Source organism: Saccharothrix tamanrassetensis (assembly GCF_014203665.1).
GTDB classification, from domain to species: domain Bacteria; phylum Actinomycetota; class Actinomycetes; order Mycobacteriales; family Pseudonocardiaceae; genus Actinosynnema; species Actinosynnema tamanrassetense.
The window spans coordinates 100086-126176 of sequence record NZ_JACHJN010000012.1; the positions used below are offsets into that span (position 1 = coordinate 100086).

Below are 26091 nucleotides of genomic sequence, written 5' to 3' on the forward strand. Positions count from 1 at the left end.
TGTGGACATCGACATGGGCGCCGCACCATTACGAGCCGCTTGCGCACCAGTTTTCTGTGCGCGATGCAAAGGTTGTGATGGATACGATCGCGCCCGTTGTCGCAGAGGAAGCTTGCCGTAAGCGAAACATGATCGCGCACGGCTCCGCCATGGGCCGATCATTCAGGGATGATGCCCGTGCGGAAACGGGTGCGGATAACGGTCACTGGGTAAACCCACTGGTCGAGTCGTTGGCCGGTCGTTTGCGCGGCACAGTTTTTGGCGAGATGTGCTCGCGGATTATCGAGCAGGTCGGACATCTCGACCACTCTGTGGCAGAATATGCGAAGTATACCAACTGCTCTCCCTTGCAACTCAAATCCCTCGACGGATACAGGTTCATGCTGGTCGGCGAAGTCATGGACTTCGCTCGGCAGGTGTGGAAGACTGCCGGACGGATTGAGGAGTTCGAGAAGCGGCAAGAAGAGCTGTGCGGGAATCGTGCGCGCGCCAAGCGTCTCAGGAAAAAGACCCGGATTCCACTATGGGCCGTAGGTTACTTGAGCGGGATAACGGCTGGTGACCTGCGATCTTTAACACCCGAGGATCTACTGCATCGGGCTGGACCGGGTGTAGTGAGTAGACTCCGTGAACTTGTCCTCCATGGCAACCTAAATCCTATGGGTACTTTCGATGGCCCGGAGAAGCTTTATGGCGGCGATCACTCACGGTACCTCGATGAGGCTAAAACTGCGCTTCTGCTCATGCGAGCCCTGGTGGCTCTACGGGTGGAGGCAGCTGCTTGGGAAGACTTTTTTAGAGACTTAGTCGCTCGGCTGGAGGCGGTTAAAGCAGCGCGCGTGTCGCGCGTTGCCCATCCTCTAGTGCCTCCACGGCCATGTCGTCCACCAGGCGAATTAATCCTGGCTGAACCACGTGTTCCACGAGCGCCTGGACATGCGGTCCCCTCAGTCCAATCCGAATGGACCGCAACCACTCCGCCGAAGTGGATTACCTAACCTCTCTCTTCGGGTGAGAGTAGCGGTCCAAGTAATCTAGGGACCGTGTATGAACCTGGTTGAAGTGTTCGCCGGAATTGCCGCTCTTGGCGCTGTCGTTTCTGCATACGCTGATGTAGCTGCCCAGCGGCGGAAGAACAAGGAGTCCGAACCCGACGACAGTCGGGATTCCTCCGGAGACAAGCGGCAGGCCGATAAGAAGGAGTCTCTCGAAGAGTCTCCTGAGCCCGGTGAGGAGTCAGCCTCGGAGGTGGCCGACAGCTAATCAGGAATCTGGGATGCCCGCTGATCCGGCGGGCATCCCAGATTTGCGTCACGTTGGACATGGACGACACCGCGTTCGCGCTGCGCGGCTACGCCCGCGGGGCCGACCTCAGGTTGAGCCGTGTCACCCACGAGGTCACCGCCACCGACCATCCGAGACCGGGGAAGGGCCGGTCGTCACATCGGGTGATCTTCGGACGGGCAGCAGCGGGTTGTCGGGCGGGACGGTCGTGCCTGGGCCCGTGTAACGCGTTCTGGTGACGCAAGCCACAGGAGCAGGCCAGCGGCACTGGTGGAGGCGGCGGGGTCGCCTTCAGCGCGTCGGCCGAGGTGCGGAATCACACACCCGCGTCCGGGGAGCAAAACATGGGGTTCGTGTCATCCGGGATGGACGATCGTGCCAGCATTCCGAGTCATGGCCTCCTACGTCCTTGAGCTCCCCGCCGTCGCCGCCCCCATCTCGCAGGGGCGACGCACGCGAGGACCGATCATCGGATCCAAGAGGCGGATCTGGTCGTGACCGCTGGAGTTGCCGCGGGTGGCGAAGGGACGACTGTCCTCGTGGACCGTCCGAACGTGTGGAAGACGGTGGTCCGGCAGGTTCCGCTGCGAGTGGTGAGACCGGGCGTGATCGGCGCGCTGTTGATCACCATCGGCGGTGTCGGCGCCGGCGCGGTCGTCCACCGGGATCCGTTCCTGAACGGCACCTTCCTGAACGTGATGCGCTACGGCCACGGCCGTGACCTCGCGACCGCGGTCCTGTTCGCCGGGCTGGCGCTCATGGTCGTGTCGTGGATCCGGCTCGGCCGGATGGTGCGCTCCGGCGAGATCGGCGGTCGCGGGGTGGCGCTGGCCGCCGCCGCCTGGACCGCGCCGCTGATCATCGCGCCGCCGCTGTACAGCCGGGACGTCTACAGCTACCTGGCCCAGGGCGCGGTCGCGTTGCGCGGGTTCGACCCCTACACGACCGGCGCGTCCGCGCTGACCCTCCCGCTGGGCGGGAACGTGGCGTCGCTGTGGCAGGACACACCGTCGCCGTACGGGCCGCTGTTCCTCCTGCTGGCCAAGTCGGTGGTCGCCGTGATCGGCGACAACGTGATCATCGGCGTGGTCCTCATGCGGTTGGCCGTGCTCTGCGGGCTCCTGCTGCTCGCCTGGGCGACGCCGGGACTGGCGCGGCACCTCGGCGGGCGCGCCTCGGTGGCGCTGTGGCTGACCGTGGCCAACCCGCTGGTGATCGCGGTGGGCATCGGCGGCGCGCACAACGACATCCTGATGGTCGGCCTGATGGCGGTCGGCGTGCTGATGGTGCTGGACGGCAAGCACGTGCGCGGGTTCGCGGTGATCGCCCTGGCGACCGCCGTCAAGGCCACGGCGGTGCTGGTGATCCCCTTCCTGGTGTGGGTGTGGGTGGCGCGGCTGGACGGTCCCGCCAGGCACCGCTTCGTCAAGGCGTGCGCGGTGGGCGGTGCCGCCTTCGTGGGCGTGTTCGGCCTGTCCACGCTGGTGGCCGGCGTCGACCTGGGGTGGATCGACGTGCTGCGGTCCCAGACGCCGCTGCTGACCTGGATGTCGCTGCCCTGCGCGGTCGCCGAACTCGCGTTCTACTCGATCGGGCGCCACTACGGCGGCGCCACCCACGAGGACTTCCTCGAGTTCTTCCGGCCGGCCGGGGTCTACGTCCTGGTCGCCGTGCTCGTCCACCAGTGGTGGAAGGCCAGGGCGGGCGGCGTGGAGGCGGTCCGGCGCGCCGCGATCGCCCTGCTGGCCGCCACCGTGCTCGCCCCGTCGGTGCTGCCGTGGTACTTCACCTGGGCGCTGGCGATCGCCGCCGCGTTCGCGTGGAAGGACCGGTGGCTCGCCGTCGCGGCCGGTGTCTCGGTGTGGATGGTGCTGGTGACCCTGCCGGACGGCACGATCGTCGCGCGGTGGCACTACGGGTCGATGAACCCGGTGCTGTGGTGGTCCTACCTGGCCGTCACGGTGGCGATCGGCGTGTGGGTGGGCATGTCGCTGCTCCAGCGCGAGCCCGAGCGGGCGGTGGTGCTGCCGGTGCTGAACCCGGCCGCCGAGCCGGTGCTGTCGGAGGTGGCCGAGGGTGCCGTCAAGGGTCCTGTCGAGGAGCCGGAGGCGGCCGGGCAGCTCCAGGACGAAGTCTCGCGCCCGGAGCCGGGGGTCAAGGGGGACAGCGGTGGCTGAGCGCAGGCTGCTCCGGTTCGCGCCGTTGGTGCTGCTGCTGTCACTGGGCCGGTACGCCTGGGTGCTGGGCAGCCCGGACGGCTGGGGCATGATCGACCTCAAGGTCTACTGGAGCCTGGCGCCGAACCTGCTCGGCGACCGGCTGTACTCGGTCGACATGCCGTTCACCGCGGACTTCCCGCTGCCGTTCACCTACCCGCCGTTCGCGGCGCTGGTGTTCATCCCGCTGTCGTGGCTGCCGTGGTTGGCCGCCCGCGTCCTGTGGCAGATGCTGTCCCTGGTGTGCCTGGGGTGGCTGGTCCGGACGGCGTTGGGGCTGGTGGCCGCCAGGTCGGGGCAGCCGTGGGACGCCACCTGGTCACGCCGGGTGATGCTGTGGACGGCGCTGGCCCTGTGGTGCGAGCCGGTCCGCAAGACCCTCGACTTCGGGCAGATCAACCTGGTGCTGATCGCCGGCGTGTTCGCCGCGATGGTCGCCTCCCGCCAAGCGTTGGCAGGGCTCGGCGTCGGTGTCGCCGCGGGCCTGAAGCTGACCCCCGCGATCTCGTCGCTGTACTTCCTCGTCACCCGCAGGTTCGCCGCGGCGGCCTGGTCGGCGGCGGGATTCGCGCTCACCGCGGCCGTGGGCTTCCTCGCCTCGCCCGCCGACTCGTGGCGCTACTGGTTCGAACTGCTCGGGGCGGCCGACCGGGTCGGGCCGGTGGGGTCCGTGATCAACCAGTCGCTGCGGGGCGCGTTGTCGCGCAGCCTGGGCTACGACGTCGGCACGTCCTGGCCGTGGCTGCTCGCGGTGGCGGTGTCCGCCGTGCTGGCGGGGTTCGCGCTGCGTGCCGCGGTGCGGGCGGGTGACACGCTGGCGACCGTGGTGGCCGTGCAGCTGTTCGGCCTGCTGTTCTCGCCCATCTCCTGGAGCCACCACTGGGTGTGGGTGGTGCCCCTGGTGCTGTGGATCGGCTACGGGGCGGCTCGCCGCGGCCCGCTCGCCTGGTCCCTCGCCGCGGCCTGGTTGGTCGTCACCGGCTCGGACCTGATCACGTTCCTGATCGAACAGCAGCCGAGCATCTGGGAGATCCCCCGGCCGTGGCCGCTGGCCGCGCTCGGGTGGTGCTACCCGCTGCTCGGGCTGATCACGCTCGCGGTGCTGCCGAGACTGCTCCGCACCGACACCGGTGCGCAGGAGCAGGACGAACGGCCGCCGCTCACCGAGACGTCGAAAGTCGGGCGCAGTGTCGGCTGAACGCTCATCGCGCCGGAAGGTGCTCGCGGACTGGGAACGGCGGCTGCTGGCGCTGGCCCCGTGGCTGCTGGTGGTCTCCGCGCTGGTCCGCACCTGGACCATCGTCACCGGGTTCGGCAACGAGACGATCGACCTGTACGTGTACTGGGCGCTGGCCCCGCACGTGCTGACCGACGACCTGTACCAGGTCACCTCGCCGCACTCGCCGCCCGACTTCCCGCTGCCGTTCACCTACCCGCCGTTCGGCGCGCTGGTGTTCCTGCCGATGACCCTGCTGCCGTGGGGCGTGGCGCAGTGGACGTGGCGGCTGCTGTCCGCGTTGTGCCTGTACTGGATCGTGCGCGTCGCCCTGCGCCACGTGGCCGGTGCGGGCTGGACGGCGGACGCCGCGCTGTGGCGGCGTCGCGCTCTGCTGTGGACCGCGGTGCTGCTGTGGATGCGGCCCGTCTACCACACGTTCGAGTTCGGACAGATCAACCTGGTGCTGGCGGCCGTCGTGCTCGCGGCCATGCTGGCCGAGAACTCGCGGCTCGCGGGCGCCGGGATCGGCTTCGCGGCGGGCGTGAAGCTCGTGCCGGCCATCTCCGGGCTGTTCTACCTCGCCACCGGCAGGTTCGCCGCGGCCCTGTGGTCGGTGGTGGCGTTCGCGCTGAGCGTCGGTCTCGGCTTCGCCGTCGACCCGGAGCAGGCCAAGCACTACTGGTTCGGCCTGCTGGGCGACGCGGACCGGGTGGGCCCGATCGCCACCGCGCACAACCAGTCGCTGCGCAGCGCGTTGTCCCGCACCCTCGGCTACGACGTGGGCACGTCCTGGCCGTGGCTCGTCGCCGTCGTGGTGGCGGCGGTGCTCACCGGTTTCGCGCTGCGCCGGGCGGTCCGGTCGGGTGACGCGCTGCTCGGCGTGGTGATAGTGCAGTTCCTGGGACTGCTCGTGTCGCCGATCTCGTGGGACCACCACTGGGTGTGGGTGGCGCCGCTGCTAATCTGGCTGCTGCACACGCGCGGCACGCCGTGGCTGCGCCGCTGGCTGCTGGCGCTGTGGTGCCCGGTCATGTTCCTGGACGTGATCGCCTTCCAACTCGACCGGCAGCAGACGATCTGGACGATCAGCAGGCCCGGCTACCTCTCCGTCATCGGGTGGGCCTACCCGGCGCTCGCGCTGCTCACCCTGGCCGGGATCGCGTTCGTCCTCAACCGGGGTGCGGAGGCGCCGCGTGCTGCCGAGCCGCCCTTGGAGCAGGGGCGTGACACCGCGCCCGCCCGCTGCCGGGAGCGTGACGGCGTCGGAGCGTGACGGCGTCGGCTGAACCAGGTGGCGGTCGAGCGAGCACGTCGCCTGGTCAGGCCGACCGGTAGATGGCGGACGCCCAGACGTCGGCCAGCGACCGGATCATGGCGTCCGAGGACGCCCACCCGCGATCGGGCTGCAGCGAGTTCACGTAGAAGCAGCGCTCGTTCATCCACACCAGGGTGGTGGCGAGCTCACGGGCGTCGTGGCCGGCCGGCGCGACTCCGGCCGTCCGGTCGGCCACGATCTTCGCCGTCGCGCCGGAGATCAGGCGGTCCATCATGTTCTCGAAGGCTTGGGCCAGCTCCGGCTGCTCGGGGTAGGCGCGGGCGACGGTGCGCAGCACGGGGCCGTGTGCCAGGAAGACCCGGTACACCGCCCGCAGTGCCGTGTAGAGGGAATCGGCGGCATCCCCGGCTGCGGCGTCCACTTCGAGCCAGTTCCGCTCGAACTCCGCGTACACGTCGCCGAGGATCCGCTCGAACAACGCGGCGACGACGGCGTGCTTGGACTCGAAGTAGAAGTAGAACGTCGCCCGCGACACCCCGGCCTCGCCGAGGATGTCGGCAACCGCCACGTCCTCGATGGACCGCTCCGCCAGGATTCTGCCGACCGCATCGACGATGGCGACCTCTACCGATCCGTCGCGTTGAACGCCACGGGACGCACGCCTCGGCACCATCAGTATCCGCGCGCCTGTCCGGGGAGCATGCCGCCGATCCTAAAGGACGCCTTCGTCGTGCACGGGACGCCCGCCGACCATGGTCAGGTGCACCTTCGTGTCCTTGAGGTCGTCGGTCGGAGTGGTGAGCGGATCGCGGTCGACGACGATCAGGTCGGCGTGCCCGCCCGCCTCCAGGGTGCCGATTCCCTTCCAGCGCAGGATTCGCGCGGCCGACCGGGTCCAGGCGGCCAGCGACTGCTGCCGGTCGATCACCTGGGCCGGACCGTCGTTGCGGTCGCCGAAGACGCCGCGGTGGGTCTGCGCGAAAGCGATGTGCTCGAACACGTTCGCCGGTCCCCAGTCGGTGCCGCAACCGACGTCGAAACCGTGGTCGAGCTCGCGCCGCAGCGGGATCAGGTTCTTGAGGTAGTCGCTGCCCAACCGCTCCCGGAAGGTGTGCATCTTGAAGTGGGAGAAGGACATGCTGGTGGTGATCTGGAAGCCGAGGTCCCGGTAGCGGCGGCACTGCTCGTCGTCCATGAAGTAGGCGTGCTGGAGGATCCACTGCTGTTCGGAGAAGTCGCCGAACTTGCGCCGGGCGGTCTCCAGGTGTTCCAGCGCGATGTCGTGCTCGCGGTCGGCCACCGAGATGAGGTTCATCCGCATCCCGCGCTCGGCCGCGAACTCCACCATGAGCCGGCCCTTCCACTCCGGCAGGAACTCCAGGCCCTTCGTCCACTCGCCGTAGGGGCCCCGGTGGCTCCGGTTGAGGACCATCATCCCCGGGTTGAACGGTCCGCCCCGGGTGCACAGGAAGCTCTCCGTCCGGAACATGTCACCGGAGAGGTCCTGCACGCGGTAGGCCAGTTCCAGCCGCTGCACCAGCTCGGTCTCGGTCAGCGTGACGGACGTCGGCAGGCCGTGCGGCTCGGCGTCCGGCGTGCACAGCACGCGGGTGGTCAACGTGCCGGCGTTGCCGTGCTGGCGGTAGACGTCGATGAGCGGCCAGTCCATCATGTGGCCCTCGTAGACGGCCGTGACGCCCCTGCGGTTGGCCTCGGCCATCCCGCTCCTGGCCCCCTCGTACCAGTCCTCCGGGGACACCCCGTCGATCCGCGCCAGGACGGAGTCCCACCACGGTTCGTTGTTGTAGTAGTTGTTCACCGGCCCGAGCAGCCGGCCGGTCGGCTCGCCGTCGGCGTCCTTCTCGATCGAGACCCGGCCGACGCGGTCCGGGGTGTTCCGGGAGACCTGGATGTTCCACAGCCCGCGCGTGTTCAGCACGGTCACCGCCGGGTTCACCGGGGCCCACGCCTGGATCCAGACCGGGTGGTCCGGCGCCGCGGCGTCCAGCAGCTGCCGGGTCGGCAGCTCGCCTTCGGCCAGGTCCCGGTAGGAGCGACGGAGGAAGTAGTGCGGTTCCCCGATGGGTGAGCAGCGGATCCACTGCCCTTTGGGGGTCCGCGCGGCGGCGGCGCTGATCCGCGCGGCGATCTCGCCGTGGTCTCGGCAGTCGAACAGGTCCACGACCGAACGCCTGATGCCGTTCCAGTGGATCAGGTGCGGGTGCGTGTCGATCAGTCCGGGCATCACGGTGGCGCCCGCCAGGTCGACGGTCCTGGCCTGGTCGCCGGCGGCGGCACGCATGTCCTGCTCGGTGCCGGTGGCCACGACCCGGCCTTCCCGGACGACGATCGCCTCCGCGACGGCACCGTCCTCGCGCATCGTGACTACTCGGCCACCGTGGAACAGCGTGGCGCGGTCATCCCTGGTCATCCGGTTCCTCCTCATCGACGCTGACGAGGTATCGAATACTATGTTCGGACACTCCATCCAGACAAGGTGTATGGCATTCGGGTTGTGGCCGCCCGCCGGCTACCCCGGTGGGTGAAAGCGGCGCGTCGCACGCGTGGTCGGCACGTGGCCGTCATGCGTGGCCTGGCGGGACGGCTCAGAATCCGCCTATGGGCGAGGAGAAGTTCCACAAGGGTGACAAGGTCACCTGGTCCAGTCACGGGCAGACGGTGCACGGCGAGGTGGTCGAGGAGATCACCGAGGACACCGAGGCCGCGGGCAGGCAGGTCCGCGCGTCGGAGGACGATCCGCAGTACCGCGTCCGCAGCGACAAGAGCGGCAAGGACGCGGTGCACAAGCCGACCGCCCTGGGGGACGACTCGTGAGCGACGAGTTCGACGACGCCGTGAACATGACGGCGACGGAACTGGAGCGGTGGTTGGGCACCGACGAGTCCAAGTCCGTCGGGCAGTCCGACGGCGGCGAGTCGGTCGGGCACGAGTCCGGCCGGCGGATCGTGGCGCTGCTGCGGAAGAAGAAGGGCGAGCTGACCGAGGACGACCAGGCGCACAGGCGCAAGGTCGTCGGCTACGTCCACCGGCACCTCGCGCAGCGCCCGGACGGGGACGTGGAGCACACGAGGTGGCGCTACTCGCTGATGAACTGGGGCCACGACCCCCTGAAAGACTGACGTCGCCGCCACCCGGGCCTTCGCCGGATCCGGGTGGAGTGCGGGGGACCGAGCCGGGTACTCCCCGGCCATGACTGTCAATCCGATCCAGGTCCAGAAGTTCCTCTCGGGTGTCGAGTACCCCGCCACCAAGGACGACATCGTCGGCACCGCCCAGTCCCAGGGCGCCGACGACGACATCCTGGACGCCCTGCGCAACCTGTCCAAGGACAACTTCGACTCGCCCGCCGACGTCAGTGAAGCCATCGGCAAGCAGAACTAGGTCCCGGGCATCCGGGTCCTTGCGTTGTCGCACGATCACGCAGCGACGCGCGGACATCACCTACGGCACTACAACGCGGCGCGCGCGGCTGCGTGTGCCTTTCAAGCGGGAAAAGCCGGACGACGTGCCGACACGGATGTCGGCACGTCGTCCCAGCCGTAGGCGCTCCCGGTCTCAGCGGTTCGGCGGAGGCGGTTCGGGCACGCTGGGGTCGGGCGGGTTCGGCGTCGGCGGAACCGGTGGTTCCGTCCCCGGAGTGGGTTCGGGACCGGGGGATGGCGGGGTCGTCGGGGTCGGCGGGTTCGGTTGAACCATGACCTTCCTCCTTCTCTCGACCGGCGGTCGGGGTTCCGGAGTACCCAACCGCGAGCGGATCCCACTTGTCGCGGGTGGATCGGTTCGCGGCGGCCGGAAAGCCCGGTCACCGTTCCCGGTGGGGAGGTCCGCCGGTATCTTTCGACGGGCGCGGACGGGGTACCACCTCACTGTGCCCGACACCGAGAACCACACCCACCGGAGCAGTCGCACGATGGCCGCCGACGCCGACATCGTGCTCAACACCGCCGCCGATCCCGCGCGCGCCGAGTCGTGGCTGCCGGGGCCGGTGCACGGGGCCGATGCCGTGCACGGGGGAGCGGACGGCGAAGCACGCCGCTACGAGTTCAGCGTGACCCCGGAGGAGCACGAGTTGCGGTGGCATCCGGTCGACCGCGACGGGTGGCGCGGCTTCCTGCGGGTGGCCGACCGGGGCGCCGGCTCCAGCGAGGCGGAGCTGTGCGTGCAGACCGACGGCGAGGCCGCGGCCGACGATGTGCGCTACGCCCTCGAACGGGCGCTGGAAGGGCTGGCCGCCGAGGTCGAGCAGAACTTCAACGCCGGCTGAACGACCGGTTCGGTTGTCCGCAGGCCAGGCAGCCGCTCGCCGCACACCCGCGGTCCGCTGCCTACCGCGCTTCCCGGACCTGGCGGGCGCTGCTCGCCGGGTGGCGGGCCGGAGTCGGGGTGGACCACGGCGACGGCTGTGGTCCACCCCGTGACCGATCGATCAGCTCGGATCAGGGACCGCCGCGGATCAACCGCACGCCGCGGACGGTGATGTCGGTCGATCCGCCGTTGTAGAGGCGGAAGTCCATCGCTGTTGGCTGTGCACCCCGGAACGATGCATCCGACAGGCTGAAGATCGCGGTCTTCAGTGCGCCGGAATTCGTGTTGGTGACCGTCGGTGTGGAGACGATCGCGGTGTTCGCCGTGCTGTATTGCAGGCTCCACTTCGCGGTGCCCGTGTCGCGGTAGGTGACGGCAACCCTGAAGGTGCGCTCGGTCGTCGGCGCGAACCGGCTGTCCACGTCGAAGTAGATGTAGTCGTTGCCGCTCGCATGATCGGTTCGTCGCGCGAAGTAGGTCACGGCAGGTTGCGTGGACCCGCCCTCGCCGACCTTGCAGAAGCCGTACTGGTCCGGATCCCAGGTGCGTTGCTCGGCCACCACCGTGCGTCCGCCGGATTCGACGTCACGCTGCAGGAGGAACTTCTCGTAGTTGTGGTACCGGCGGGTGCCGTTGTAGCAGCCGTCGTAGAACATCTGCAGCATGGCCCAGGCATCCGGCGACGAGTTCACCGGATAGCCCGCGCTCTGGCGGAAGTAGTCGCGCAGTGCCGCGAATTGCGGATGCGTCGCGTCGTTGGCGTCGGTGCGCAACTCACGTGGGAAGATCGCCCAGTTGTGACCCTTGCGCAGCATGTTCAACACTGCCATGCGGTAGTAGTCGTAGTTGCCGAACACGCCGGCGAGATTCGCGATCTCGAACTCGTTGCCGTAGAACGACACACCCTCGCGGCCGATCTCGTGGACCGTCTTCGCCGTCAGGTAGTAGTGCGACTGCCCGGGTTGCGCACCGATGGGAGTCGGCTGGACGACCACCGTGTCCTGGCCGATGAGCGGCTGCCGCAACTGCGCTGTGACGCTTTCGCCGTTCCCTTCACGCAACTGCGTGCCCAGGGTCCGGAGCGCGTAGTCGGCCACCCACTTCGGCGCGCCGGGCTCGGTGTCGCCCGGAAGACTCCATTCGCCGGCACTCGTCCAGACGACTTTCTTCGTGCCCAGCGCGGTTGCCCAGGCGTCGATGATGTCCTTCGCGTAGGTCCTCAGGATCTCCGGGGTCAAGCCCTTGCCGGCCGCGTCGCGGTAGACGCTGTTCGGCATCCAGAACTCGCCGGCGTTGAACGTCGTCGCGTACGCGTACTTGACCCGCGCGTCCGTTCGGTAGCGGCTGAACATCTCCGTGATGAAACGCACCACTTCGCGCCGCGGGCAGGTGTCCCACAGCGCCAGGCCCCACGCCGCCGTGCCGTTGTTGATCACTTTCACCGGCGTGCCGGCAGCCGCGCACTTGTCGATGACCCACTGCGGCGCGTGCCACTTGCCGGTGTCGTCGACCGTTCCGAGTATCGTCCAGATCAGAGCCGTCTTACCGGCCGCGCCGAGCTGGTTCAAGCTGTACGAGTAGGCGCCGGTCGTGCTCTCGATCCGGTCCCACCGGTAAACCCCTTCGGACGGGTTGAGATCACGCCAGTACGCCCCCACCCAATGCAGGTCGGTGGTCGGGCTCCAGTTGACCGCCGGTCCCCAGATCTGATAGAGGCCGCCATGAGGGCTCTTGGCGGGATACCGCGACGGCAGCGCCCAGTACTCGCCGTTGCGGACTTCCACCGTCGCGGGCAGCTGCGGGGACGCCCCGGTCGTCCAGGTCTGGTTCGGCTTTCCCGAGCAGTCGTGGAGCACGGCCAGTGCGCCATCGGTCAGTTCGCTGCGCTGGATGTCGATGCAGCGGTTGCTCGGCACGTGTACGAAGCGGTACCCGCCCGCCGTGGCAGTGCTCTGCTTGATCCACAGCTGCGTGGTCGCGTCGCCGCAAGTCCTTTGTTCCAAGCCGGTGGCATTGGCCGTGCCGCCGCCGACCGGTTGCACGCACTTGCCGCTGTTCTGGGCAACCAGCTGAATACGTCCGGCGCCCGCGTCCCGCAACGTCCAGTTCTGATTGGACGCGCCGGTGCACTCCCATTGCTCGATGACCGCGCCGTCATGGACGGCCTGCGGGCCTCCGCGCACATCCAGGCACTTGCCGGAATGTTGTGCGACAACCCTCGTAGCCGACGCGGACGCGTAGGCGGGTCCGAGCGGGCCGGTCGGTACTACGGTCAGGCCGGCCAACACGGCGAATGTCGCTGCGGGTGCGAGCAATAATCGTCGTCTCATCAGGATTCCTCCCTGGCTGCGGTGCGGCGAATCCGTCGACCCTAACGACGGAAAGCGCCGCACGGCTACCCGAGGCTACGGCTACCGCATCGTCCGGCCCACGTGGAATTCATCCGGACTTCCCACCTCTTCGTTTCGCTGGTCGGTTGCCGGCGATGGGCTGTCGTGACGTTTCCGCCGACGTTGTGACCGGTGGCGCGGTGGGCGTTGGGGGACGTCCTGGCGCGTGGGGGAGGGGTGGCACTGCCGCACTGGTCGCCGGGGAGCGCGAAGCGGACTTGTGTCCCAGCATGGTGGGCACAACGCGGAGGAGGATGCGTGCTGGAGGTCGTCGCAGTCGCGGTGTTGGCGCTCGTGATCATCGCCGCCGCAGCCGTGCTCGCGCCGAGACTGGGTGTCGCGGCCCCGCTCGTCCTCGTACTGGTGGGCATCGTCGTCGCACTGGCTCCGGTCCTCGAAGACGTCGAGATCGACCCGGAGTGGATCCTCCAAGGCCTGTTGCCACCGCTGCTCTACGCCTCCGCGGTGTCCATGCCCGCCATGAACTTCCGCCGGGAGTTCCGTGCCATCAGCGGCCTGTCCGTCCTGCTGGTGGTCGCGAGCGCCCTGGTGCTGGGTGCGCTGTTCGCCTGGCTCGTGCCCGGTCTCGGGTTCGTGTGGGGCGTCGCCCTCGGCGCGATCGTCAGCCCCACCGACGCGGTCGCGACCTCGATCATCAAGGGGACCGGCATCCCGCGCCGGGCCGTGGTCATCCTCGACGGCGAGAGCCTGCTCAACGACGCCACCGCCCTGGTGCTCCTGCGCACGGCGGTCGTCGCCACGGCAGCCGGGTTCTCCTTCTGGGACGCGCTGGGCACCTTCGCGTACGCCATCGTGATCGCCGTCGTCATCGGAGCCGTCGTCGGGTTGGGGAACCTGGCGGTGCGCCGACGGGTGGAGGACGCGACCGTGAACACGATCCTGTCGTTCACCGTCCCGTTCGCGGCTGCCGTCCCCGCCGAACTGCTGGGCAGCTCCGGCCTCGTCGCCGCCGTCGTGGCAGGTCTGATCACCGGTTCCCGCGCGCCTCGGGTACTGCCGCCACAGCACCGGATGTCGGACGCGCAGAACTGGGCCAGCGTCGAACTCGTCCTCGAAGGCGTGGTCTTCCTCGGGATGGGACTCCAGTTGTCCACCATCCTCGGCGAAGTGCAGCGCGAGCACACCGGCCTCGGCACAGCGATCGGGATCGCGGCCGGAGCGCTCGCGGTGACGCTGGTCGTGCGTGCGGCCTACGTCGCGCCCCTGCTGTGGGCGCTGCGGCGGCGCGCCTTGTACGGGCAGGCGCTGCAACCCCGCATCGCCGCCATGGGGGAACGGCTCGAAGCCGGTGACCTGGTGCCGGCGGTGCGACGACGCGGCCCCCGCCGTGGTCCACCCACCCAACGCGACCTGCAGCGCTTCGCCACGCGGGTCCGCCGCTCGCTCGCCGACATCGACTACCTGCTGCGCCAACCACTGGGCGTCCGCGAAGGCACCGTCGTGGTCTGGGCGGGGATGCGCGGCGCGGTCACCGTCGCCGCCGCGCAGACCCTCCCGGAGAACACCCCGAACCGGCCGCTGCTCGTCTTCGTCGCCTTCGCCGTCGCCACCCTGTCGCTGCTGGTGCAGGGCGGAACGGTGGGACTCCTCGTCAAGCGGCTCTTCCGGGGCCGGACGGACGAGGCCGACCAGGCTGAGCAGGACGCCGAGCGGCGGCAGATCCTGACCCTGCTCGACGACGCGGCCCGCGGCACCCCGCGCGAGGAAGGCACCTCGGACAAGCAGCACCACCTCGCAGTGCTGGCGGCGCAACGCGACACGCTGCTCGACGCCCGTGACGACGGTGCGTTCGACGCCGACGCGCTGTCGGCCGCGCTGCGCAACATCGACGCGGAGCAGATCACCCTCGAACTGCGCGGCAGCCCGACCGGGTGATCACCCGCGCCGAGGCGCGACTGGCCCGGTCCTGTGCACCGCTCGAAGGGACGGTGCCCGACGCCGCGGAAGCGTGTTCGTGCGGTCCACCGCCCCGGCCGGCGCTCGGCGTCGAGCGAAGCGTTCGGACTTCCGGTTCAGCGTGCCGACACCAGCGCCGTCCAGGCGTTAGCGGCGGCGTGCTCGGCCGGCAGCACGGTCTCGGCGAGCAGCCAGTGACGCACCAGGCCGATGAACGAGCCGGCCGCGCAGTGGGCCCGCAGCCGGACGGTCTCCTCGTCCCGCACGGCCTTCCCGTCGGCGGAGAGCTGGCGGACCACCTGTTCGGCGACCAGGCGGTGCAGGTGGTCGATGAACCGGGCGGAGCCGCACGGGCCCAGCATCCGCCGGTACAGCACCCGGGCGGACTCGATGTGGCGGAACACCTCGACCAGTTCCGGCGGCATCGTCGCCGGCAGCACGACCAGCGGGCAGCGGGCGATCAGGCCGCCCAGCCGGCTCAGCTCGCCGTCCATCGCGTCCAGCAGCAGGTCGTCGCGGTCCCGGTAGTGCTGGTAGACCGTCGCCCTGTTGATGGTCGCCCGCTCCGCGACGTGGGCGATGGTGATGGTGTCCAGTTCGCGTTCGGCGGCCAGTTCCAGCGCTGCGGCCTGCAGCAGCAGCCGGGTCCGCAGTACCCGGGGGTCGACGCGCTTGGGCCCGGCGTCTGTCGTCGGCTTCGCCATTTCCCCAGCTTACCCCGCCTATGCGACAGATGTCGCGGACCCGGTGGGCGATTTCGGATCGGCCAGCAGGCCGTACTCGATGGCCCGCACCACGGCCAGCGTCCGGTTCGGGCTGTTCAGCTTCGCCAGGACGTTGCCCATCAGCCGCTTCACCCCGTGCTCGGAGATCTGGAGCTGTCGGGCCACCTGCTTGTTGCTCAGCCCCCCGGCCACCAGCCGCAGCACCTCCAGCTCGCGCGGCGTCAGCCCGCTGCCCATCGGACCCCACTGCGGGGTTCCCGCCGTCGACTGCCTGCCCAGCACCCGCCGGGCCAGCACCGGAGACAGGTAGAACTTGCCCGCCATCACGTCGGCGACGGCATCGGCGAGGACGTTCGGCGTCAGCCCCGACCAGTCGACCAGCGCCTGCACGCAGGGGTGCACCTCCCCGAGCGCGCCGACCCCCTCGGTGCCGTCGACCAGCAGCAGGAGGGGCGTGTCGAGCACGGCCGGCCCGCCCGGCGAGGGTAAGTCGGTCGCGCACATCACCATCAGGTCGGGGATGGCGACTCCGGCGCGCACCGCCTCCTCGGCGGTGCCGTGGCAGACGACGGCGTCGACTCCGGCGACGTGCGCCAGCATGGCCGCCACGCCGTACCTCCTCACCTCGTCGTCCATGATCAGTACGAGTTGCATGACGTTCCCTCCGATCGACACGTGGAACCCCCTGTGAGAAGTCACGCGAAGTGGTCGTGGATCGAATGCCCCACCACAGCCCCGAGTGTCGAGCCGCGGGCCGCCCGTGCGCCCCGGCCGCGCGGTGGTGCGGCCCACGCCGGGCCGCGACCCTCCGGCGAGCACGTCGGTCGACCCCCAGTGGAGCGTTGCCGCTCGACGACCATCCCCCGTTGGGCCTGCTCCACCGGGCGGGGATCCGCAGCGACCCGGGTCCGGGGCAGCAGGCTGTCGCCATGCAACACGTCCCCGCTGTACTCGGGCTGTACTGGAGCTGTACGTCGGCGGTCCGCCGCACGTTCGCCCACTCGGCGCGCGATGGGACTACCCGGACGGAGTAGCCGATCGTGCGGGTGCCCGCACCCGGAAGTGCCGGTGGGACGGACAGGGAGCGGGGGCGGGTGGCGACGCGATGCTGCTGGTCGAGTTCGTCCGCGCGACCACGGAGGTATGGCGATGAGCCCCGCTGAGCTGAACCCGCACGACCCCGGGAGGTCGGACGTCGAGATCGAGGTGTGCGTCGTCGGCGGCGGCCCGACCGCGCTGTACGCGGCGCTGCGGTGCGCGCGTGCCGGGCGGTCGGTGGTGCTGCTCTCGGCCAAGGCCGGGTTCGAGCCCGCCGGGACGGGCATCGCGCCGCTGGTGGCCCCGCCGACCCTGGCGCTGCTGGCCGCCGAGGGCGTCGAGGCCGAGCTGGAGGAGGGCGGGCAGCGGGTCCTGGGCGTCGAGGACCACGGCAGCACCGGGGTGCTGTCCGCTTGGCGCTACGCCGACCACGACGGCATCGACCGCCCGCACGGGCTGACCGTGCCGACCGGCACGCTGACCCAGGCGCTGCTCGCCCGGCTGCGGGCGGAGCCGGCGGCGGAGGTCCGCGCGGGCGAGACGGTGACGGCGGTCGAGCAGGACGACCACGGCGTGACGGTCACCGGCACGGGCGCCCGGATCCGGGCCCGGTACCTGATCGCCGCCGACGGTCGGCGGTCGGCGGTGCGGGACCTGGTGGGGATCCCGGTGACCGAGTCGACGTTCGACCGGCCCGCGTGGCTGAGCGTGGTGCCCGCCGTGCCGGACCGCGAGCCGGTGCTCGTCGTGCGGCACCGGGCACCGCGCGCGTTGTTCGCCATCCCCACACCCCGGCGCACGGTCGCCGTCGTGTGGTCGCCGGACCGGGACGGGGAGGAGCCGCTGGACCGGGGCGGGTCCGCCGTGCTGGCCGAGCAGGTCAAGGCAGTCGACCCGGAGCTGTCGGACTGGCTGTCCGAGGTCGCCGACCGCACGTCGCCGCCGGTGCGGCTCGGGTTCTCGCTGTGGCGCGCCGCTTCCTGGCGGGTGGGCCGGGTGCTGTTGCTGGGCGAGACCGCCAACGGCTTCCACACCCTCGGCGGGCAAGGCCTCAACCAGTCGCTCCAGAGCGCCGCGTCGCTGGCCCGCGCGGTCGACGACGCGCTCCGGCCCGGCGGCGCCGCGCGGATCGACGACTACGAGCGGGTCCGGCGCCCGTACGTCGAGCGATTGCAGGACACCCAGTGGCAGGTGCGGGCGCTGCGCTCCTACAGCACCGCACCGCCGGAGCGGGGCGCGCATCAGGACTTCATCGGGGTGATGACCAGGCTCCAGCCCGAACTCGCCGAACAACTGGCCCGTCCGGCCTGACCCCGCACCGGGAGGACACCGCGTGGCGGGAGGAGGGGGCCCGATCGGCCCCCTCCTCCCGCCACGCGGGCCGCCGCCCGTCCTCCGGGGACGGACGGGCGGCGGGTGGTTCAGACCGGAGCCTTCCCGTGTTCCAGGTAGGCGACGGCCTCGCCCACGGAGGTGAGCTTCTCGACCACCGAGTTCGGGACTTCGACGCCGAGCCGCCGCTGCACCAGGACGAACACCGACACCATGGCCAGCGAGTCGAGTTCGAGGTCCGACACGAACGCGCTGTCCAGTCCGATCCGGCCGGCCGGTATCTCGGCGACCTCGTCGATGATCTCCCTCAACACCTGTAGTACGTCCTGCCCGGTGGTGCTCATGATCGTCCTCCTCGGTCCGGTTCGGGTGGTGGGGCGGTAGCGGGCCGCGGCGGGTCGACCGGCGGCGCGGGCAGCCGGACCACCTGGCCCGCCCACACCAGACCGGTGCCGAACGCCAGCAGCAGTGCCAGGCCGCCCGGCCGCGCGGCGCCCGAGGCGAGCAACTCGTGCATCGCCAGCGGGATGGACGCCGCCGACGTGTTGCCGTACTCGGCGATGCTGCGCGCGACCGCCACGTGGTCGGGCAGCTCCAGCTCCACGGCGAGCTGTTCGGTGATCCGCAGGTTGGCCTGGTGCGGGATGAACGAGTCCAGGTCGCCGACCGCCACCCCGGCCCGGTCCAAGGCCTGCCCGGCGACCGGCCCGAGTTCGTAGGAGGCCCACCGGAACACGTCGCGGCCGCTCATGGTGATCACCGGCCACCGGGCGCCGGGATCGTCGCGCAGGGCGTCCCACGGGACGGTCTGCCGGATCAGGTCCCGCTGCGCCCCGTCGGAACCCCACGCCACCGGGCCGATCCCCGGTTCCTCGCTGGGACCGACCACGACCGCGCCCGCGCCGTCGCCGAACAGGAACGCCGTCTGCCGGTCGTCGTGGTCGGTCAGGTCGGTCAGCCGCTCCACGGCGACCACGAGTACGTACCGGGCGCTGCCGGCGGCCACCATGTCGGAGGCGAGCGACACCCCGTAGCAGAAACCCGCGCAGCCGGCCGAGATGTCGAAGGCGGCGGGAGAACCCGTGCCCAGCCGGTGCGCCAGCACCGCCGCCAGCGACGGCAGCTGGCGCAGGTAGGTCACCGTGGCGACGAGGACGCAGCCGATGTCGCCGGCGGCGACCCCGGCGTTCTTCAGCGCCCGCTCGGCCGCCGCGGCGGCCATGAACTCCACCGTCTCCGTCGTGTCCGCCCAGTACCGGGTCCGGATGCCGGAGCGGCTGTGGATCCACTCGTCGGAACTCCGGATCCGGTCGACCAGCGCGTCGTTGGTGATCCGCCGCGACGGCACGTAGCTGCCGAGTCCCAACAGGGCGGTGGGTGCACCGCGCAGCGCCGGGCTCACGACCGGATCCCCGTCGGTGCGAACTCCTCCGGTGCGAGGTCTTCCGGCGCGAAATTCTCTGTCGCGACCTTCTCTGGTGCGAACTCCTCCCGTGCGAACTCCTCCGGTGTGAAATCCTCTGGGCCGCACCAGCGGACCAGCGCGGCGCCCATGCTGAAGCCGGAGCCGAACGCGGCGAGCACCACCTGGTCGCCGGGGGACAGCCGGCCGGTGTCCTCGGCCTCCCGGAGCACCAGCGGGACGCTCGCGCCGGAGGTGTTGCCGTACTTCTCGATGTTGACCACCGTCCGGTCCATCGGCACGCCGATGGCGGCCATGATCTCCCGGACGATGTAGAGGTTCGCCTGGTGCAGCGCGAACAGGTCGATGTCCTCGACCTCCCGCCCGGCGGCGGCGAGCAGCTCCGCGACGAACGGCGGCACCTCGCCGACCGCGAGGCCGTGCACCGCGCTGCCGTCCAGCGTGGAGAAGTTGTCACCGAACCCGCTGGACAGCCGGGTGCCGTCGCGTCGGGTCCGCTGCTCGCGCGCGACCCGCACCGCCTGGTACGCCGACGGGTCGCTGCGCAGCAGCGTCGTGCCGATGCCGAGGCCGGGCGCGCAGGGCTCCAGCAGGTAGCAGGCCGCGCCGTCGCCGAAGATGACCGCGGGGCCGGGGTCCTTCCAGTCCATCGTCCTGGTGCTGACGTCGGCCAGCACCACGGCGACCCGGCGGTACTGCCCGGAGGCCAGGTACTTGGCGCCCACGTCGAGCGCGAACACGCCACCGGGGCAGGCGCCGCTGTTGACGTCGAACCCGGCCGCCCCCACCGCCCCGGACTTGTCGATCACGAGCATCGCGGTGGGCGGCGCCATGTGGTCCGGGGTGTAGGTGCCGCACACGACCAGGTCCACTTCGGACGGACGCACGCCCGCCCGGGCGCAGGCGTCCAGCAGCGCGGCGGCACCCAGGTCGGAGGTCCACTGGTCGTCGGCGGCCATCCGCCGGGTCCGCACCCCGATGTTCTCCCGGATCCAGTCGTCCCTGGTGAGCAGTATCCGTTCCAGGTCGGCGTTGCTGACGACCCGGTCGGGCAGGTACCTGCCGATCGACCGGATGCCCACGCCCCTCGGCCGGGTGCGTTCGCGCAGATGCTCCATGGCGGGCCCAACACCTACTTCCGCGGGTTCGGGTGACGAACGTCGGGTCAGATGAATTTCCGCTTGTTCTCGCGGCGGTCCGCCCTGGCCTTCTCCCACGCGCCGACCGCCTCGGCCAGCAGGTGCGGGTGCCCGTGCAGCACCTCGCCCAGCGCCTTCTCCGCGTCGGCCGGGTCCGCGAGGAACTCCGTGCGGTCGCGACCGTCCAGCGACCGCAGGAAGTTCTCGCCCAGCACGACGAGCTTCCCGCCGGGCACCACCCGCGAGCACAGCACGGTGTAGGACAGCGGGGACTCCTCGGAGGTGAGGTGGAAGTCGACGATCCACGCGTAGTCGGGGATCTCCAACGGCTCGTCGGCGAAGCGGTAGACCGGCGTCCACTCGCCGTCCACGCCCGAGCGCAGCACCGTGCGGTAGCCGTCCCGCTCGACCACCCGGAACCGCCACCCGCCGTCGGCCCGGGGCGTGCCGGAGAGCCGCAGCGGCTCGGTCGGGGCGTGCAGCAGGAACCCCACGTCGACCAGCCAGTCCTCGCCCTCGGCCTCGACGACCAGCACGAGGTGGTCCCAGCGCGACCACCAGTCGCCGCCGACCCGCCACATCTGGGCCGCCACCAATCGCGCCCGGAACCCCAGGTCGCGCAGGAAGCGGCCGAGCAGGGGAGTGGTCTCCAGGCACGTGCCGCCGCGCCGGCGGCGGACCACCCGGTCGAACGCGGCGGTGTGCTCCAGGTCCGGCACGGCGCCGTCGAGCACGTCGAGGAACTCGTACGGCACGGCGCGCAGGTGGGCGGTGGTCACCGCGCGCAGGTACTCGGCGGTCGGCTCCGGCGGTCCGGTGTGGCCGATGCGCCGCAGGTAGTCGTGCCACGGCAGAGCCGGGGTCGGGGCGGTGCGGGACGGGGAAGCGGCGGGTTCCAAGGCACTCTCCGATGGCTGTCGGTGCGCGGGGCTGCGCGACGTCGCCCCGTTCGGAATCGTGGTCCGGCGCCGCGGCGGCGGTAAGACCCGACCGCCCTGCTCGATGGGCTAGGCGGCGGTGCGCCGGTCGCGGCGGGTGTTGTGCCACGCGGATCAGGTCTTGGCGGCCCCGGCAGGTGTCGGAAGAGTTCGCCCGGCGACCGAAACCGCGACCCGGAGGGCACCCGATGGACAGCAACGCCGTCGCGGACGGCGGCCCGGAGCCGGCGGCCCGCTGGGGCCGGGCCCTGCCGCCGCACCTGGTCGACCGGCAGCTGGCCGTCCGCATGGGCATCGAGATCGTCTCGTGGGATCCCGACCGGATGGTCGGCACGATGCCCGTCGAGGGCAACCAGCAACCGCTGGGCTGGCTGCACGGCGGGGCGAACGCCGTCCTCGCGGAGACCCTCGGCTCGCTGGCGGCCGGGTTCCACGTCGCCTCGCGCGGTGCCGTCGCGGGGCTCGAACTGTCCTGCGCGCACCACAGGTCGGTCCGCCGGGGCGTCGTCACCGGGGTCTGCACCCCGTTGCTGCTGGGCGACCGGGTGGTGACCTACCAGGTCTCCATCAGCGACGACCGCGGCCGGCTGACCTGCACCGCCCGGCTGACCTGCCTGGTGGGCAAGCGCTGAACCGAGAGGCGGTCCCATGTCCACTCCAGCCGTGCGGCTGCCGGGCGGCCGGTCCGCCGACCCGGGGGAGTTCCGCAAGGCGATGGGGTTGTTCCCCACGGGCGTCACGGTGGTCACGGCGGGCCGGGGCGAACGGACCGAGGCGGTGACCGCGAGCGCGGTGGCCTCGATCTCGCTCGACCCGCCGCTGGTGCTGGTGAGCCTGCGCGCCGCCGGGAGGCTGCCGGCGGCGATCGACGGTGCGGGTGGTTTCGCGGTCAACGTCCTCGCCGCCGACCAGGAGCGGCTCTCGGCGCTGTTCGCCGCGCGTGACCGGCCGCGCGGCGTGGCGGCCTTGGAGCGCTTGGGCGGCACCGTCGGCGCGAGCGGCCACGTCGTGGTGGCCGGCGCCGTGCTCTCACTGGAGTGCCGGACCGAGCACCGCTATCCCGGTGGCGACCACGTGCTGTTCCTCGGCCGGGTGCTCGCCGTGCACGCGGCCGAGCCGGTCAAGGCGCCCCTGGTGCACCACCGGGGCGCCTACCACCGCCTGCACCACCTCGACGACTGAACAGGAGAAGCGCTCATGGCACGTTCCGTGCTGGTCACCGGGGGCAATCGCGGCATCGGCCTGGCCGTGGCCAGGAGGTTCGCCGCGCACGGGGACGCGGTGGCCGTCACCCACCGGGGTTCCGGCGCCCCGGGGGACCTGCTGGGCGTCGAGTGCGACGTGACCGACACGGACCAGGTGTCCCGGGCCTTCGCCGAGGTGGCGGCGGTCAACGGGCCGGTCGAGGTGCTGGTGGCCAACGCGGGCATCACCCGCGACGGCCTGCTGATGCGGATGGGCGACGACGAGTTCCTCGGCGTGCTGGACACCAACCTCGGCGGCGCGTTCCGGGTGGCCCGGCACGCGGCCACCGACATGGTGCGGCGGCGCGGCGGGCGGATGGTGTTCCTGTCCTCGGTCGCCGGGCTGCGCGGATCACCGGGCCAGGCCAACTACGCGTCGAGCAAGGCGGGGCTGGTGGGCCTGGCCCGCTCGCTGGCGCGCGAGTTCGGGCCGCGCGGCATCACGGTGAACGTCGTCGCCCCGGGACTGGTGGACACCGACATGACCGAGCAGCTCGGCGCGCGGCGCAAGGAGCAGATCCTGGCCGACGTGCCGCTGGGGCGCAGCGCCGCTCCGGAGGAGGTCGCCGACGCGGTCTTCTGGCTGGCCTCGCCGGGCGCGGCCTACGTGACCGGTGCGGTGCTGCCGGTGGACGGTGGTCTCGGGATGGGCCACTGACGGTGGCCCGGCGCGGGCCGGTCCGGCTTGCCGCTCCGGTCCGCGCCACCGGTGCGGTGCCGTCCGCCGTCGCGCTCGGGGCGGAGCACCTCCTGCCTCGGTCCGCACCGCAGACCGGGTGCTTCAGCGTGCCACCCGGACCAGCGCGTCGCCCCGCACGGTGACCGGACCGTCCACGACCCGGACGGTGAGCGACAACCGCACCCGCCGCTCGCCGTCGTGCTCCGCCAGGTCCTTGACCTTGGCCGCGCACCGGATCCGGGTGCCCACCGGCGTGGCGGCGGCGAAGCGGACCCGGAACGACAGCAGGTCGGCGACCGGCACCCATCCGGTGACCAGCCGGCCCAGGAACCCCATGGACAGCATGCCGTGCGCGATGACGTCGGACAGACCCGCGGCGCGGGCGGCGTCCGGGTCGAGGTGGATGGGGTTGGGGTCACCCGAGGCGTCCGCGAACCGGGCCAGCAGCGTCCTGGTGATCCGCAGCTCCGGCAGCTCCGGCAGCTCGGTGCCGACCGCCACGTCGGCCAGGCTGAACGCGCTCACCGGTCCTCCCCGCCGGACGCGGGGAGGCGGACCGCGATGATCTGGTGGTGGTCGGCGACCGGCTCGCCGTCGGCGTCGGTCACCGCCGTGTCCTGCACGACGAACTCCAGCCCACCGCGCCCGTAGATGTCGGTGATCACCGTGGAGAAGGTGAGCCGCTCCCCGGCGTGGGCGGTGCGGTGGTAGACGAACCCCTGCTCGACGTGCAGCACGTGGCGCAGCTCGACGCCCATCGCGGTCAGCACGTCCGAGGGGTTCCGGAACTCCAGTCCGAACAGGAACGTCGGCGGGACCGGAAGGTCCGGGTGCTGCGCCGCCCGCGCGACGCCGAGGTCGGCGAACACCCCGCCGCCGAGACCCAGCACCTCGGCGAACGACGCCACCTCGCTCCGGTCCACCTCCGCGGTGAACGGCGCGAGCCGCGTCCCGATGAACGCCCGGTCGATCCCCCGCCCCCCTTCGCGCGTCGGACCGCCGTCCACCGACGTGCTGCCGAGCCGTGCGGAACCCACAACCGACCTCCTGCGCTCGCGTACCGGGACCTCGTGCCAGCATCGCGCTCCCGGCCCGGCCCGCGACAGCCCCGACGAACCTGGCCGACCGGCCACCCCGCACGGTGTGCGATCGGGCCGAAGACCCCGCCCCGCAACGGAAAGCACGCGCGTGTCCGGTCGGCGCGCTCCGGTGGGCCCCTCGATCGGGCACACCGTCCGCGCCTCCCACCCGCCGCCCGGACCCGGCGAAGCTGGCGGTGCGCCCACAGCGGTGCCACCGCCTGAAGTCGTCGCCCGTCGAATCGAGGATCACCATGGCTGTTCCGGACGAGTGGTGGGCCGGGCACGGCGGTTACGCCGCCCGCGTCCTGTCGGCACTGGTCGCCGACCCCGGCCGGGTCGCCCTGCACTGGCGGGGACGCGGCGTCACCGCCCGCGAGGTCGCCGACGCGGTCGCCGGGATCGCCGACACCCTGCGCCGGCTGGGCATCGGGCAGGGGGACGTCGTCGGCGTGATGGTGGCGCCCAACAGCCCGGACATGCTCACCGCGCGCTACGCGGCCCACCTGGTCGGCGCCGCCGTCTGCTACGTGCGGTCGACCAACCCGGGCTCCGCGGCCCCCGTGCTGTCCGAGGAGGAGCAGTTGCGCATCCTGCTGGACACCCGGGCCCGCGGGCTGTTCACCGACACCGCGAACGAGGACCGCGCGAAGCGACTCGTGGACCGGGCGCGCGGCCTGGTCGCCCTGGTCGGCTTCGACCTGGGCTCGGCGGGGGCCACGGCGGTGGCCCCCGCCGACCGGGCGAACCTCGCGCCGGCCGCCGCCTGGAACCCGGCGGCGCTCGCGGTGATCGGCTTCACCAGCGGCAGCACCGGCCGGGCCAAGGGCATCAGCCTCCAGGCCGGGGCGTGGGAGAGCACGGTGGTCGCCACCGAGGAGTCGATCACCGAATCCGACCCCGCGATCCTGGTGACGACCCCGTTGAGCCACACGGTGGCGCCGATGGCCGACGCGGTGCTGGCCCGGGGCGGGGTCGTCGTCCTGCACGAGGAGACCCGGCCGGGGCCGGTGCTCGACGCCCTGCGGGAGCACCGGATCACGCGGACGTTCGTGGCCACTCCGCACCTGTACGAGTTGGTCGAGCACAGCAAGACCGCGCCGGCCGACCTGTCGTCGCTGCGACTGCTCATCTACAGCGGGTCGCCGGCGGCGCCCGCGCGGATCGCGGAGGCGGCGCGCGCGTTCGGGCCGGTGCTGGTCCAGGGCTACGGGACCAGCGAGTGCGGCCGGATCACGTTCCTGGACCCCGGCGACCACTTCGACGAGACGGTGCTGTCCAGCGTCGGCCGCCCGTTCCCGGAGATCGAGGTCGAGGTGCGTGAACCGGGTTCCGACCGGGCGGTGGCCGTCGGCGAGACGGGCGAGGTGTGCGTGCGCTCCCCGCACGTGATGCGCGAGTACTGGGCCGACCCGGCGCGGACGTCCCGGGTGCTGCGCGGTGGGTGGTACCGCACGGGCGACATCGGCCGGCTCGACGAGCGCGGCTACCTGTACCTGCTCGACCGGATCGCCGACGTGGTGAAGGCCGATGGCGTCAAGGTCTACCCGGCCGTGGTGGAACGCGAGATCCAGTCGATCCCCGGTGTCGCGCACGCCGCGGTCTACGGGGTCCGCGACGAGGACAACGCGGAGCACGTCCACGCCGCGATCGTGGTCCGCGCGGGAGCGCGGGTCGGCGCGGACGAAGTGCGCCGGCGGGTCCGCACCGCGCTGTCGGCCGCGCACGTACCCGAGCACGTGCGGCTGCTCGACGCGTTGCCGCTCAACGGGTCGGGAAAGCCGGACAAGGCACGACTGCGCAGCGAGGAACTCGCCGCGCGGGTGCCCCGGTGACCGCCCGCGCTTCGAACCGACCGTACCGAGG

General features: G+C 71.2%; 26 protein-coding genes. 14 read left to right on the top strand and 12 right to left on the bottom strand.

Annotated elements, in window-relative coordinates:
* Nucleotides 1-158: 158 nt before the first annotated feature.
* Nucleotides 159-299: a hypothetical protein gene (locus FHS29_RS30970; protein WP_184696816.1), complete on the bottom strand. Its 141-nt coding sequence runs from the start codon at nt 297-299 to the stop codon at nt 159-161.
* A gap of 748 nt (nt 300-1047) precedes the next feature.
* On the opposite strand from FHS29_RS30970, the gene FHS29_RS30975 reads away from it, so the two are divergent.
* From FHS29_RS30975 to FHS29_RS30990, 4 genes are all read left to right on the top strand, one after another.
* Nucleotides 1048-1263, top strand: coding sequence for a hypothetical protein (locus FHS29_RS30975; protein WP_184696818.1), 216 nt, complete (start codon nt 1048-1050; stop codon nt 1261-1263).
* A gap of 575 nt (nt 1264-1838) precedes the next feature.
* Entirely contained in the window at nt 1839-3461 is a 1623-nt protein-coding gene (gene mptB, locus FHS29_RS30980) for a polyprenol phosphomannose-dependent alpha 1,6 mannosyltransferase MptB (protein WP_184696820.1), read from the top strand.
* On the top strand, nt 3454-4698 hold the full coding sequence (locus tag FHS29_RS30985) for a mannosyltransferase (protein WP_312865178.1): 1245 nt from the start codon (nt 3454-3456) through the stop codon (nt 4696-4698). Before mptB ends, FHS29_RS30985 begins: the two co-directional genes overlap by 8 nt.
* Nucleotides 4688-5992, top strand: a complete 1305-nt coding sequence (locus tag FHS29_RS30990) for a glycosyltransferase 87 family protein (protein ID WP_184696824.1) — start codon at nt 4688-4690, stop codon at nt 5990-5992. Before FHS29_RS30985 ends, FHS29_RS30990 begins: the two co-directional genes overlap by 11 nt.
* A 46-nt stretch (nt 5993-6038) precedes the next feature.
* Here the strand turns inward: FHS29_RS30990 and FHS29_RS30995 are convergent, their stop codons facing one another.
* Complete coding sequence (locus tag FHS29_RS30995) at nt 6039-6668, bottom strand: TetR/AcrR family transcriptional regulator (RefSeq protein WP_184696826.1); 630 nt, start codon at nt 6666-6668, stop codon at nt 6039-6041.
* Between the two features lie 39 nt (nt 6669-6707).
* A complete protein-coding gene (locus FHS29_RS31000; protein ID WP_184696828.1) occupies nt 6708-8426 on the bottom strand; it encodes an amidohydrolase in 1719 nt (572 codons plus the stop codon).
* Between the two features lie 188 nt (nt 8427-8614).
* On the opposite strand from FHS29_RS31000, the gene FHS29_RS31005 reads away from it, so the two are divergent.
* From FHS29_RS31005 to FHS29_RS31020, 4 genes are all read left to right on the top strand, one after another.
* Nucleotides 8615-8830, top strand: coding sequence for a hypervirulence associated TUDOR domain-containing protein (locus FHS29_RS31005; protein ID WP_184696831.1), 216 nt, complete (start codon nt 8615-8617; stop codon nt 8828-8830).
* Entirely contained in the window at nt 8827-9135 is a 309-nt protein-coding gene (locus FHS29_RS31010) for a DUF3140 domain-containing protein (protein ID WP_184696833.1), read from the top strand. The genes FHS29_RS31005 and FHS29_RS31010 overlap by 4 nt, the downstream gene beginning before the upstream one ends.
* Before the next feature lie 70 nt (nt 9136-9205).
* Nucleotides 9206-9397 (top strand): DUF2795 domain-containing protein, encoded by a 192-nt coding sequence (locus tag FHS29_RS31015; protein WP_184696835.1) that lies wholly within the window; start codon nt 9206-9208, stop codon nt 9395-9397.
* A 487-nt stretch (nt 9398-9884) separates the two neighbouring features.
* Nucleotides 9885-10280: a hypothetical protein gene (locus tag FHS29_RS31020; RefSeq protein WP_184696837.1), complete on the top strand. Its 396-nt coding sequence runs from the start codon at nt 9885-9887 to the stop codon at nt 10278-10280.
* A gap of 172 nt (nt 10281-10452) precedes the next feature.
* Here the strand turns inward: FHS29_RS31020 and FHS29_RS31025 are convergent, their stop codons facing one another.
* Complete coding sequence (locus tag FHS29_RS31025) at nt 10453-12651, bottom strand: RICIN domain-containing protein (RefSeq protein WP_184696839.1); 2199 nt, start codon at nt 12649-12651, stop codon at nt 10453-10455.
* A gap of 318 nt (nt 12652-12969) precedes the next feature.
* On the opposite strand from FHS29_RS31025, the gene FHS29_RS31030 reads away from it, so the two are divergent.
* Nucleotides 12970-14607: a cation:proton antiporter gene (locus tag FHS29_RS31030; RefSeq protein WP_184696841.1), complete on the top strand. Its 1638-nt coding sequence runs from the start codon at nt 12970-12972 to the stop codon at nt 14605-14607.
* A 137-nt stretch (nt 14608-14744) separates the two neighbouring features.
* On the opposite strand, the gene FHS29_RS31035 is transcribed toward FHS29_RS31030, so the two are convergent.
* Together FHS29_RS31035 and FHS29_RS31040 are read right to left on the bottom strand one after the other, a co-directional pair.
* Nucleotides 14745-15332: a TetR-like C-terminal domain-containing protein gene (locus FHS29_RS31035; RefSeq protein ID WP_184696843.1), complete on the bottom strand. Its 588-nt coding sequence runs from the start codon at nt 15330-15332 to the stop codon at nt 14745-14747.
* A gap of 18 nt (nt 15333-15350) precedes the next feature.
* Nucleotides 15351-16007, bottom strand: a complete 657-nt coding sequence (locus tag FHS29_RS31040; RefSeq protein ID WP_184696845.1) for a response regulator transcription factor — start codon at nt 16005-16007, stop codon at nt 15351-15353.
* A gap of 495 nt (nt 16008-16502) precedes the next feature.
* Here FHS29_RS31040 and FHS29_RS31045 point away from each other — a divergent pair, with 495 nt between their 5' ends.
* A complete protein-coding gene (locus FHS29_RS31045) occupies nt 16503-17702 on the top strand; it encodes an FAD-dependent oxidoreductase (protein ID WP_184696847.1) in 1200 nt (399 codons plus the stop codon).
* Nucleotides 17703-17812: 110 nt separating this feature from the next.
* Here FHS29_RS31045 and FHS29_RS31050 read toward each other — a convergent pair whose 3' ends face one another.
* From FHS29_RS31050 to FHS29_RS31065, 4 genes are read right to left on the bottom strand one after another with little or no spacing between them, the layout of a single operon-like run.
* The gene (locus FHS29_RS31050; protein WP_184696850.1) at nt 17813-18067 is read right to left on the bottom strand and encodes an acyl carrier protein; all 255 of its coding nucleotides are present in this window, start codon (nt 18065-18067) and stop codon (nt 17813-17815) included.
* Nucleotides 18064-19125, bottom strand: coding sequence for a beta-ketoacyl-ACP synthase III (locus FHS29_RS31055; protein WP_184696851.1), 1062 nt, complete (start codon nt 19123-19125; stop codon nt 18064-18066). The genes FHS29_RS31050 and FHS29_RS31055 overlap by 4 nt, the downstream gene beginning before the upstream one ends.
* Nucleotides 19122-20264: a 3-oxoacyl-ACP synthase III family protein gene (locus FHS29_RS31060; protein WP_184696853.1), complete on the bottom strand. Its 1143-nt coding sequence runs from the start codon at nt 20262-20264 to the stop codon at nt 19122-19124. Before FHS29_RS31060 ends, FHS29_RS31055 begins: the two co-directional genes overlap by 4 nt.
* A 47-nt stretch (nt 20265-20311) precedes the next feature.
* Complete coding sequence (locus FHS29_RS31065; protein WP_184696855.1) at nt 20312-21184, bottom strand: arylamine N-acetyltransferase family protein; 873 nt, start codon at nt 21182-21184, stop codon at nt 20312-20314.
* A 227-nt stretch (nt 21185-21411) separates the two neighbouring features.
* Between FHS29_RS31065 and FHS29_RS31070 the strand changes: the two genes are divergently transcribed.
* From FHS29_RS31070 to fabG, 3 genes are read left to right on the top strand one after another with little or no spacing between them, the layout of a single operon-like run.
* Entirely contained in the window at nt 21412-21855 is a 444-nt protein-coding gene (locus tag FHS29_RS31070; RefSeq protein ID WP_184696857.1) for a PaaI family thioesterase, read from the top strand.
* Nucleotides 21856-21871: 16 nt separating this feature from the next.
* Nucleotides 21872-22405, top strand: a complete 534-nt coding sequence (locus FHS29_RS31075; protein ID WP_184696859.1) for a flavin reductase family protein — start codon at nt 21872-21874, stop codon at nt 22403-22405.
* 15 nt (nt 22406-22420) lie between these two features.
* On the top strand, nt 22421-23125 hold the full coding sequence (fabG, locus tag FHS29_RS31080; protein ID WP_184696861.1) for a 3-oxoacyl-ACP reductase FabG: 705 nt from the start codon (nt 22421-22423) through the stop codon (nt 23123-23125).
* A 123-nt stretch (nt 23126-23248) separates the two neighbouring features.
* Here fabG and FHS29_RS31085 read toward each other — a convergent pair whose 3' ends face one another.
* Together FHS29_RS31085 and FHS29_RS31090 are read right to left on the bottom strand one after the other, a co-directional pair.
* Entirely contained in the window at nt 23249-23671 is a 423-nt protein-coding gene (locus tag FHS29_RS31085; protein WP_184696863.1) for a MaoC/PaaZ C-terminal domain-containing protein, read from the bottom strand.
* Nucleotides 23668-24183, bottom strand: coding sequence for an FAS1-like dehydratase domain-containing protein (locus FHS29_RS31090; protein ID WP_221456918.1), 516 nt, complete (start codon nt 24181-24183; stop codon nt 23668-23670). Before FHS29_RS31090 ends, FHS29_RS31085 begins: the two co-directional genes overlap by 4 nt.
* A 296-nt stretch (nt 24184-24479) precedes the next feature.
* Here FHS29_RS31090 and FHS29_RS31095 point away from each other — a divergent pair, with 296 nt between their 5' ends.
* Nucleotides 24480-26060 (top strand): class I adenylate-forming enzyme family protein, encoded by a 1581-nt coding sequence (locus tag FHS29_RS31095; protein ID WP_184696865.1) that lies wholly within the window; start codon nt 24480-24482, stop codon nt 26058-26060.
* The last annotated feature ends 31 nt before the right edge of the window (nt 26061-26091 follow it).